The organism is Streptomyces sp. ADMS (assembly GCF_033441795.1).
Classification (GTDB): Bacteria; Actinomycetota; Actinomycetes; order Streptomycetales; family Streptomycetaceae; genus Streptomyces.
Genome location: NZ_JAVFVX010000120.1, coordinates 1 through 9843, shown reverse-complemented (window position 1 = coordinate 9843; position 9843 = coordinate 1). Strand labels below are relative to the sequence as shown.

At 72.2% G+C, this 9843-nt stretch carries 8 protein-coding genes; 5 read left to right on the top strand and 3 right to left on the bottom strand.

Features of this window, described 5'->3' with window-relative positions:
* Positions 1-241: 241 nt before the first annotated feature.
* Complete coding sequence (locus RB628_RS33780) at positions 242-1120, bottom strand: SMP-30/gluconolactonase/LRE family protein (RefSeq protein WP_318324442.1); 879 nt, start codon at positions 1118-1120, stop codon at positions 242-244.
* Positions 1117-1890, bottom strand: coding sequence for an IclR family transcriptional regulator (locus tag RB628_RS33775; RefSeq protein WP_318324441.1), 774 nt, complete (start codon positions 1888-1890; stop codon positions 1117-1119). The genes RB628_RS33780 and RB628_RS33775 overlap by 4 nt, the downstream gene beginning before the upstream one ends.
* A 217-nt stretch (positions 1891-2107) precedes the next feature.
* Here RB628_RS33775 and RB628_RS33770 point away from each other — a divergent pair, with 217 nt between their 5' ends.
* The gene (locus RB628_RS33770; protein ID WP_318324440.1) at positions 2108-2680 is read left to right on the top strand and encodes a hypothetical protein; all 573 of its coding nucleotides are present in this window, start codon (positions 2108-2110) and stop codon (positions 2678-2680) included.
* Positions 2681-2695: 15 nt separating this feature from the next.
* Here the strand turns inward: RB628_RS33770 and RB628_RS33765 are convergent, their stop codons facing one another.
* Positions 2696-3571, bottom strand: coding sequence for a hypothetical protein (locus RB628_RS33765; protein ID WP_318324439.1), 876 nt, complete (start codon positions 3569-3571; stop codon positions 2696-2698).
* Positions 3572-3859: 288 nt separating this feature from the next.
* On the opposite strand from RB628_RS33765, the gene RB628_RS33760 reads away from it, so the two are divergent.
* The 4 genes from RB628_RS33760 (at position 3860) to RB628_RS33745 (ending at position 9715) form a co-directional block, all read left to right on the top strand.
* Entirely contained in the window at positions 3860-5368 is a 1509-nt protein-coding gene (locus RB628_RS33760; RefSeq protein ID WP_318324438.1) for an acyl-CoA synthetase, read from the top strand.
* Positions 5361-6962 carry a carboxyl transferase domain-containing protein gene (locus tag RB628_RS33755; RefSeq protein WP_318324437.1) on the top strand — a complete coding sequence of 534 codons (1602 nt, stop codon included), beginning with the start codon at positions 5361-5363 and terminating at the stop codon, positions 6960-6962. Before RB628_RS33760 ends, RB628_RS33755 begins: the two co-directional genes overlap by 8 nt.
* 235 nt (positions 6963-7197) lie before the next feature.
* Positions 7198-8235 carry a rod shape-determining protein gene (locus RB628_RS33750; RefSeq protein WP_318324436.1) on the top strand — a complete coding sequence of 346 codons (1038 nt, stop codon included), beginning with the start codon at positions 7198-7200 and terminating at the stop codon, positions 8233-8235.
* 28 nt (positions 8236-8263) lie between these two features.
* Entirely contained in the window at positions 8264-9715 is a 1452-nt protein-coding gene (locus RB628_RS33745) for a GAF domain-containing protein (protein WP_318324435.1), read from the top strand.
* Positions 9716-9843 lie beyond the last annotated feature (128 nt).

Here is a 9843-nt window from a genome sequence, read left to right as displayed (position 1 = left end):
CACCAGCGGGGGTGACGGTCACGGAGTAACACCAGCGGGGGTGACGGTCACGGAGGTGACGGGGACGGAGGTGACAGTCACGGAGGTGACAGTCACGGAGGTGACAGTCACGGAGGTGACGGGGACGGAGGTGACGGGGACGGAGGTGACGGGGACGGGGAAATGCGGCCGGGCGGGCAACAGAACTCCGTTGCCCGCCCGGCCGGTTGCCTGACGCCGTACGGTCCTGTCAGCCCGCGGATCAGCCCGCGAACGCGGGCTGGGCAAGCCCCTTGCCCGCTTCCGGCACGACCAGGACCGAGCCCGACATCGGGTGCGGGGCCGACAGGCCGACGCGGGCCGTGGTGATGTACAGGTCTGTCAGATTCGGGCCGCCGAAGGCGCAGGCCGTGGGGCGGACCGTGGGGAGCGTGATCGTGCGGTCCAGATTGCCGGCCGGGGTGTAGCGGCGAACCGCTCCGCCGTCCCACAGGGCCACCCAGACACAGCCGTCCGCGTCGACCGTCAGGCCGTCGGGGAAGCCCGCACCCTCCTCGATCAGCGCCAACTGGCGCCGGTTGGTGACACTTTGGCCGTCGGCCGACACGTCGAAGACGTCGATGCGGCGGGTCGGTGAGTCGATGTAGTACATCAGCCGGCCGTCCGGGCTCCAGCCCGTGCCGTTGCTCACCGCCACGTCGTCCAGGACGGTCGTGACCCCGCCGTCGCCCGTCAGCCGGGACAGTGTGCCGCCGCCCGGCGCCTCGTCGTAGCGCATCGTGCCCGCCCACAGGGAGCCGTCGGGGGCCACCGCCGCGTCGTTGGCCCGGCGGCCGGGGGTCGGGTCGTGGTGCAGCCAGCGGAAGCCCGTGGCGGGGTCGGCGTTTTCGCCGTCGTACAGGGCCACCCCGTCACGCAGGTTCACGACCAGGCCGCCGCCCGCCCGGGGCTTCGCCGCGCCCACGTGCTGTTCCGTCGCCATGACCGTGCGGCGGCCCGTCGACGGGTCGTAGGTGTGGACGCGGGAGCCGAGGATGTCGATCCAGATCAGACGGGACTCAGCCGCGTCCCAGGCCGGGCCCTCGCCGAGGGTCGCCTGCGCCTGGACCGCCACTTCGAGAGTGGGCTCGTACGTCGTCATGCCACACTCCGGTGACCGAGGCGCTCCGAGAGTTCGGCGGCGCCCTTGGCGGCGAGCTGCTCCAGCTCCGTACGGTGGTCGTCGCTCCAGCGGATCATCGGGACGGAGATCGACAGCGCGGCGACCACCCGGCCCGTGCGGTCGTGCACCGGCGCCGCCACGCAGCTCACGTCCGGGTTCGACTCACGGTTCTCGACGGCGACGCCCCGGCGGCGGATCTCCGCGAGGGCGACGCGCAGGGCCGCCGGGTCGGTGATGCTGTTCGGCGTCATCGCGGGCAGGGGGACGTTGTCGGGGACCCGCGCGGAGAGCTCGTGGTCGGGGAGCGAGGCCAGCAGCATCTTGCCCACGGACGTGCAGTGGGCGGGCAGACGGCGGCCGGCGGCCGACACCATCCGGACCGCGTGGGTGGAGTCCACCTTGGCGATGTAGATGACGTCCGTGCCTTCGAGGATCGCGACATGGACCGTCTCGTCGCACGTCTCGGCGACGGAACGGGCCACCTGCTGACCCTCCGCCGCCAGGTCCAGCTGCTCGGCGTAGCGGCTGCCGAGCTGGTACGGGCGTACGCCCAGGCGGTAGCGTCCCGGCTGGCCGGGGACCTGCACGATGTACGAACGGGCGGCGAGTGTCGTCACCAGTTCGTGCACGGTGGTGCGCGGCAGCTGGAGTCGGCGCACTATGTCCGGGGCGGAGAGCGTGCCGTCCCCGTCCAGGAAGAGCTCAAGAATGTCGAGAGCCCGGGTCACGGCAGGTACGAGGCGTCCCATGACGGCCCCCTCTCTTGTGTCCAAGGTGTCTACGATCTCGGCGCTACCGGCGCCTTACGGCACATTTCACTGCTTTTCGGCGACGTTCGAGATTTCAACAGACGATCGGCATGACGAACAAAGCACAGGCTAACCACAAGGGCCCGGGCGGGCAATGGCTGTGCGACGCCTTCGTTGCCGTCCGTGACCACCCTCGTCCACCGGTGGATACGGGACGATGGTCCGCATGCTGACGGTTATCGACTTCCAGCTGGTGCTGCTGCGCCGCATGGCCGACCACAACCCGGACCTGGTGGAGGACGCCCGGCGCGAGCTGGGAGTGTCGATCGCGGACATGCGGGAGGCCAACAAACGCTGGCAGGCGATGCTCCGCTCCCCGCGTGCCCGCCGCGCCGCCTCCCGGTACCGCTCGGTTCTCGGCGCCCCCGAGTCGGTGACGCCCCGCAGGATCGGCGACCTGGAGTGCGAGGCCTGGCTGTGGTCTGTCCCCCTCTGGCCCGACCTGCGCTTCGAGGTGCTCGTCGCCCCGAACGGCGTTGCCTGGAACGAGTGGCTGGTACGAGCCCCGGGCGCCCCCGCCCCCGACCTCCGCACGCTGACCGACCTGCGCCCCTGGTCCTGCACGGTCGACGAGGTCGCCCGCGCCTTCGCCCCCGCGCGCCCCCTGGAGGGAACGGCCCCCACACGCTGGGGACTGGCGTTCACGGCACCGGACGCGGTGGGGGCGCGACGGGAGTGCGTGGCGGAGTTCACCTGGGGGCTGGTGCAGCGGACTGCGGTCAGGGACTGACGGGCCGGCCGGTCCCTACCGGCTGGCGGCGGCCCTCAGGACGGCCTGCACGACCACCGGCACCGAGTCCGGATGCAGATCGAGGAACAGGTTCGGTTCGATCAACTCCAGCTCCATGACCCGGGGTTCGCCGTCGTCACCGAGGACGAGGTCCACACGGGCGTACAGCAGCCCGGGGTTGTCCGGTACGGCAGCCAACGCCCGCTCGGCGACGGCGAGTTCGGCCGGGGTCGGATACCAGACCTCAAGATCGGGATGGGCGACCTTCTCGTCGTCGTACGTCGAGCCGGGAGCCAGCACCGCGCCCTTGCGGCTGGCGTGCAGAAGACGACCGCCGAAGAACTGCAGGGCACGTTCCCCGGTGACGTCGATGCTCCCGACGTACGGCTGCACCATCGCGGTGAACCCCTCGGCGTGCATACGCGCGAGATGCAGTACAGCCGCCTCCCGGTCCTCGGGCGTGTAGCGGGCCGCGTAACGGGCGCCGGCGCCCGAGGTGGGCTTGACGACGTACTCGCGGTCGTCGGGGAGGACGGGGGCGTCACCCGGGGCGAGATAGGTGGTGGGGACCGTGGGGACCCCGGCCGCGGCCAGCTCACCGAGGTACCGCTTGTCCATGTTCCAGCGCAGGACGCCGACCGGATTCGCGACCCGCGTGACCTTCTCGCACCGCTCCAGCCAGCCCGCGAACTCCTCAGCGCGCCAGGTGTAGTCCCAGGTGGACCGGACGAGCGCGAGATCGAAGGCCCCCCAGTCGATGTCGGGGTCGTCCCAGTGGACGGCGGTCGCGTCGGCCCCGGCTGCCACCAGCTCCCGTACCAGGACCGGGAAGTCGCGGTCCTGGCTGGTCCCCGGACGGGGGTCGTAGGTGACGATCGCGATGCGGACCACAGGGACTCCCTCGGTAAGGCGTGTACTGCTGGTTCACCACTGATAGTGGAATCAGGTGAAGGTTAACAAGCGCTCTTGACCTTCACCTCCGGGGGAAGCCGCAGCATCGGTGACGGAACGAGGAACGCGGCAGGAAACCAGGAACGGGGTGCTCCATGGCAATGCGTGAGACACCGGGGACACCGGAGACGCGACGGTGCGGCGCACGAGTGGTATGGCTGGGGGTGACAGCCGCCATGGAGCACCTGTACGACTGACGTGACGACGGACGATCAAGGAGTACGACGCGTGTCCCCTCTCTTCCCCGGCCTGACCGGCGATCCGACCGGTGCCCCGGACGGGCGGCCCGCCCTGCGCTTCGGCGAGCGCTCGCTGACGTACGCCGAGCTCGCCGCCTCGGCGGGATCCCTCGCCGACCGGATCTCCGGGGCGGGTGGCCGGGTCGCCGTCTGGGCGACGCCGACGCTGGAGACGGCCGTCGGCGTCGTGGCCGCGCTGCTGGCCGGGGTCCCGGCGGTGCCGCTCAACCCGAAGTCGGGGGAGAGCGAGCTGGGGCACATCCTCAAGGACAGCGCACCGGCTCTGGTACTCGCCGCGCCCGGCGATCAACTCCCTTCTGCCTTCGGCTCGTTGGAGCGCATCGACGTCGACGTCGACGTACGTGCGTCCGCGGGGGCGGCACCCAGGACGACGTACGAACCCGCCCCCGAAACCCCGGCCCTGATCGTCTACACCTCCGGCACCACCGGCCCGCCCAAGGGCGCCGTCATTCCGCGCCGGGCCGTCGCCGCCACCCTGGACGCGCTCGCCGACGCCTGGCAGTGGACCTCCGACGACGTACTGGTGCACGGGCTTCCGCTCTTTCATGTGCACGGTCTGATTCTCGGCATCCTGGGGCCGCTGCGGCGCGGCGGCTCGGTACGGCACCTCGGGCGGTTCGGGACGGAGGGCGTGACCCGCGAGCTGAACGACGGGGCGACGATGCTGTTCGGCGTACCGACGATGTACCACCGGATCGCGGAGGCGCTCCCGGACGACCCGCGACTCGCCGAGGCGCTCGGCCGGGCACGTCTCCTCGTCTCGGGTTCCGCCGCGCTGCCCGTCCACGACCACGAGCGGATCACGGCCGCGACCGGCCGCCGGGTCGTGGAGCGGTACGGCATGACGGAGACCCTGATGCTGTGCTCGTCCCGGTGGACACCTCCGGACCCCCGGCCGAGCGTCCGCGCGGACGGGGAGCCCCGCGCGGGCACCGTCGGCGTACCGCTGCCCGGCGTCGAGCTGCGGCTCGTCGAGGAGGACGGGGCACCCATCACGGCGTACGACGGTGAGACCGTGGGCGAGATCCAGGTGCGCGGGCCGAACCTGTTCACCGAGTACCTCAACCGGCCCGACGCCACCGCCGCCGCGTTCACCGCCGACGGCTGGTTCCGCACCGGGGACATGGCGGTGCGCGATCCCGACGGCCATGTCCGTATCGTCGGCCGCAAGGCCACCGACCTGATCAAGAGCGGCGGTTACAAGATCGGCGCGGGCGAGATCGAGAACGCGCTGCTGGAGCACGCGGGCGTGCGCGAGGCGGCCGTGACCGGGGAGCCCGACGCCGACCTGGGCGAGCGGATCGTCGCCTGGATCGTCCCCGTCGATCCGCAGTCCCCGCCGGACGCAACCGAGTTGGCGAACCATGTGGCCGGCCGTCTCGCCCCGCACAAACGCCCCCGGGTCGTGCGCTACCTGGACGCCCTTCCGCGCAACGACATGGGGAAGATCATGAAGCGGGCGCTGCCCAGTGACTGACCGGACACCCGGGCGTCACTCCGCCCGCGAGATCATCGCCCTGCTCACCGACGGTTCCCACGAGGGCTTCCGTGAACTGCCGCACTCCATGCGGCAGTTCACGCCCGACGGCCCCCTCTCCTGGCAGGGTTACGACGCCTCGCGCGCCCGCGCCGCCGCCCGCACCGGTGAGGAGGAGTCCGTCGTCTGCGGCACCGCGCACATCGGCGGCACCCCGGCCGTACTGATCGCCTTCGAGTTCGGCTTCCTCGGCGGCTCGCTCGGCGAACGCACCGGAGACCGCCTGGAGTCGGCGTACGAATACGCGCGCACCCACCGCCTGCCCGTCGTCCCGCTCGTCGCGACGGGCGGCAGCCGCATGCAGGAGGGCATGCTGGCACTGACCCAACTCCAGCGCGTGGCCCGGCAGTCGGTGCTCACGCGCGAGGCGGGCCTGCCGCAGATCGCGGTCCTCCGGGATCCGACGACCGGCGGCGGCTGGGCGACCCTGGGCGCGGGCGCCGACATCGTGCTCGCGCTGCCCGGCGCCCAGGTGGGCTTCGCGGGTTCCCGGGTCAGGCCGCCCGACGCGGACCCGGCGGCGTACACGGCCGAGGCCCAGGTGGCGGCGGGCGCGGCCGACGCGGTCGTCCGCCCGGAGGAGCTCCGGGAGACGCTGGCACTGTGGCTGCGCCTGCTGATCGCCGGTACGGGCGGCACCGAGCCAACGGAGACAGCCACGTCCCCGGCCCCGCAGAACGCCGGAGCGGCCGACCCCAACCCGAGCGCCGGACCGTCGAAGGCCCCGCTACCCCCGACCCCGCACAACGCCAGCACCGCCGACCCCAACCCAAACGCCGGACCGACGGCAACCACCCTGCCCCCGGCCCCGTCGAACACCACCGCCGACCCCAACCCGAGCGGCGTAGCGGCAAAGGCTGCTCTGCCCCCGCTGTTGCCCGGTACCGCATTCCTCCCCACCACCGGCTGGGACGCCGTCCAGCGCGCTCGTTCCCCCCGGCGCCCGCGCGCCGACGCCTACCTGGACGCGTACTTCACCCGGCGCGCCGCGATCGGCGGCGACCGTTGCGGCGGCACCGACGCCGGTATGGCGTGCGGGTTCGGCGAGTGTGCGGCGGACGGGCGGACCGTCGCGTACGCCGCCCAGCTCGGCACGGCCACCCGCCCCGCCGGCTACCGCACCGCCACCCGGCTGATCCGCCTCGCGGACCGGCTCGGCATCCCGGTGCTGACGCTGGTGGACACCCCGGGCGCCGCGAACGATGCCGACGCCGAGCGGCAGGGCGCGGGCGCCGCGATCGCGGACCTGTTCGGCGCGGTCGCCGCCGCCCGTACGCCGGTCACCACGCTGCTGATCGGCGAGGGCGGCTCGGGCGGCGCCCTGGCCCTCGCCGCTCCCGGCAACACCTGGGCCACGCCGGACAGCTACTTCTCCGTCATCGCCCCGGAACTGGCGGCTGCCATCCTCAAGCGCCCGGAGGAGGAGGTGGAGGCGACGGCGGACCAGCTCCGTATCCGGCCGCAGGACCTGGTGGAGCTGGGGGTGGTGCGTGGCATCGTGGGCCGCCCGGACCCCGCTTCGGACGTTCGGTGACGCCCCAAAGCCCTGTGCAGCCCTCCCGGGACACGCAACAGCTCTCCTGGGGACCTTCGGCGATCCTTTCGGGACCTTGGTCCTAATTCAGACATAAAGGATAAATTACCCATACGGCGGCGCCCCACCCGGCCCCCTACAACAGGCGCCCTCCTCCCCCACCCCCGCACGATGACCAGTGGAGGCCCGCCGACCGGCGCGGCCCACACGGTCTGCGCTCTCGGGAGGATCTGCCATGACCGTCAGTCTGGAACAGCTGCGCCGCTGCCATTTCGCCGTCGACCTCGGGGCCGCGCGGACCCGCGTCTACGTCAAGGGCGCCGGGCTCGTCGTCGACCAGCCGTCCGTCGCCGCCGTGAACACCAAGACCGGTGCGTTGATCGCGGTCGGGGAGTTCGCCGAGAAGATGACGGGACGTACGCCCCACTACATCCGGGTCGTACGGCCCGTGTCCGGCGGGACCGTCGTCGACATCGAGATGGCGCAGCGCATGCTGCGCCACCTGATCGGCGACAAGGTCCGCCGCACTCTGCGCCGCAAGCCCTTCCTGCGGGCCGCCGCCTGCTACCCGCACGACGCCGACCCGCTCGCGCAGCGCGCGGCCATCGAGACCCTCGTCGGACTCGGCGCCCGGCGCGTCGAGCTCGTCGACACGCTCGTCGCCGCCGCCGTGGGGTGCGGGCTGCCCGTCGAACGGCCCGAGGCGACCATGGTCATGGTGTGCGGTGCCGCCGCCACCCAGCTCGCCGTGCTCTCCCTCGGCTCGATCGTGACCGCCGAGCGCATCCCGGTCGGCGGTGAGGCCGTCGACCACGCGATCGTGCAGCACCTGCGGCATCAGCACGAGCTGATGCTGCCCAGTCAGTCCGTACGTCCGCTGCAGCTCGCCCTCTCCGGCAACGGGCTCACCCCGCACGGCCCGGAGTCCACCGAGATCCACGGACGGGACGTCGCCACCGGCCTCGCCCGTTCCGTCCAGGTCGACACCGCCGCCGTGCGCGACGCCATCCAGACCCCGCTGACCGCCGTACTGGACGGGATCGGCAAGGTGCTGCGGAACTGCCCGCCCGATCTGGTGGCCGACCTCGCCGACCGCGGGATCATGATGGTGGGCGGCAGCGCGCTGCTCCCCGGGTTCGACCAGATGCTGCGGCAGGCCACGGGCATGCCGGTGCACATCGCGGAACGGCCGGACGTGTGCGCGGTACAGGGCCTCGGGTACATGCTGGAGGGCAAGATCGAGCCGCTGGTACTGGACCCGCTGGCCACCTGAGCCGGCTGCCTCTCCGGTTCCCGTTCGTATGCCAGGCGACGCGTCCCCGCCTTCCCTGCCGCCCCGTCTCGAAGCCGTGCTCGGCATCGGTTCCGATCTCGAACTGCGCACCACCCTCCAGCACATCGTGGACGGTGCCGCCGAGTTGACCGGTGCCCGGTACGCGGGGCTCGGGATGGCCGACCCCGGGCAGGACGGTCTCGTCGAGATCCGCAAGGCCGATCCGGGGCGGGCCGAGCGGGAGGGCATCACCGTCATCGACGTACCGATCCTGGTCAGGAAGGAAGGGGACGACGAGGAGTTCGGGCGGCTGTATCTCGCCGAGAAGCTCGACGGCACCGAGTTCACCGACAACGACCGGCAGTTGCTGAGCGTGCTGGCCGCGCAGGCCGGCATCGCCATCGGCAACGCCCGGCTGTACGAGACCGCCCGGCAGCGTGAGCGCTGGATCGAGGGTGCCGCCGCCGTCACCACCGCACTGCTCACCGACGGGGCCGCCGACGCGCTGATGACCGTCGCGGACCGCGCCCGGGTCCTCGCCGACGCCGCCGCGGGCGTCGTGCTGCAGCCGACGGACGAGGGCGGCATGGAGATCGTGACCGCCGCGGCGCTCGACGACCCCGGTGACATCGTCGGGACCACCATCGCACCCGGCAGCCCTGTTCTCGTCCAACTCCTGGGTGGGGAGCCGGTGTTCGTCGACGACTCGGCGACCGACCCACGGATGACGACGCATGTACGGCACCGGTTCGGGCCGAGCATGCTGCTGCCGTTGCGGGCCGAGGGGCGGCTGATCGGCACGCTCGCGCTGCCGCGCCGGCGCGGTGACCGCCCGTACACCGACGTGGAACGGCTCCTGGCGACGCAGTTCGCCTCGCAGGCAGCCCTCGCGCTCGTCCTCGCCGACGCCCGGCGGCGCCGGGCCCGCCTCGCGGTGTACGAGGACCGTGACCGGATCGCCCGCGACCTGCACGATCTCGTCGTCCAACGGCTCTTCGCCACCGGGATGATGCTGGAGTCCACCCAGCGCCGTGCCGAGGGCGACGACAAGGTCCACGAGATTCTCGGGCATGCGGTCGACGAACTCCACGCCACCGTCCAGGAGGTCCGTACGACCATCTTCGCCCTCCAGCAGCCCCCGGCCGACGCGCCAACAACCCTGCGCGGCAAGGTTCTTCGGGAGGTGGCCGGCGCGGCGGCGGTACTCGGCCGCCGGCCCTCCGTCCACTTCACCGGACCCGTCGAGCACCGCACCCCTTCCCCCGTCGCCGCCCAGCTCCTCACCGCCCTGCGCCGGGCCCTCGCCGCCGCCGTACACCGCCCCGGTGTCACCCGCGTGGAGATCACGGTCGACGCGACGGCCGTCCTCCCGGGCGGGCGGGACGGCCTGCGCCTGACGGTTTACGACGATGGCGACATCGGCGCTGACGCAACGGGCGGGGGCGCGGGTACGACGGCGACCTGGCAGGCCCCGCTGTGAGACGGCACTCTGTAGTGAGGTCACGCACCGTGGACGGCGGAGGGCAGCCAGTGACTGACTTTGACACGCGTATCGACTCTGCTGCGCAATTCGCTGGACCCGCAGGAACAGCCGCCCGGAGCACCGAG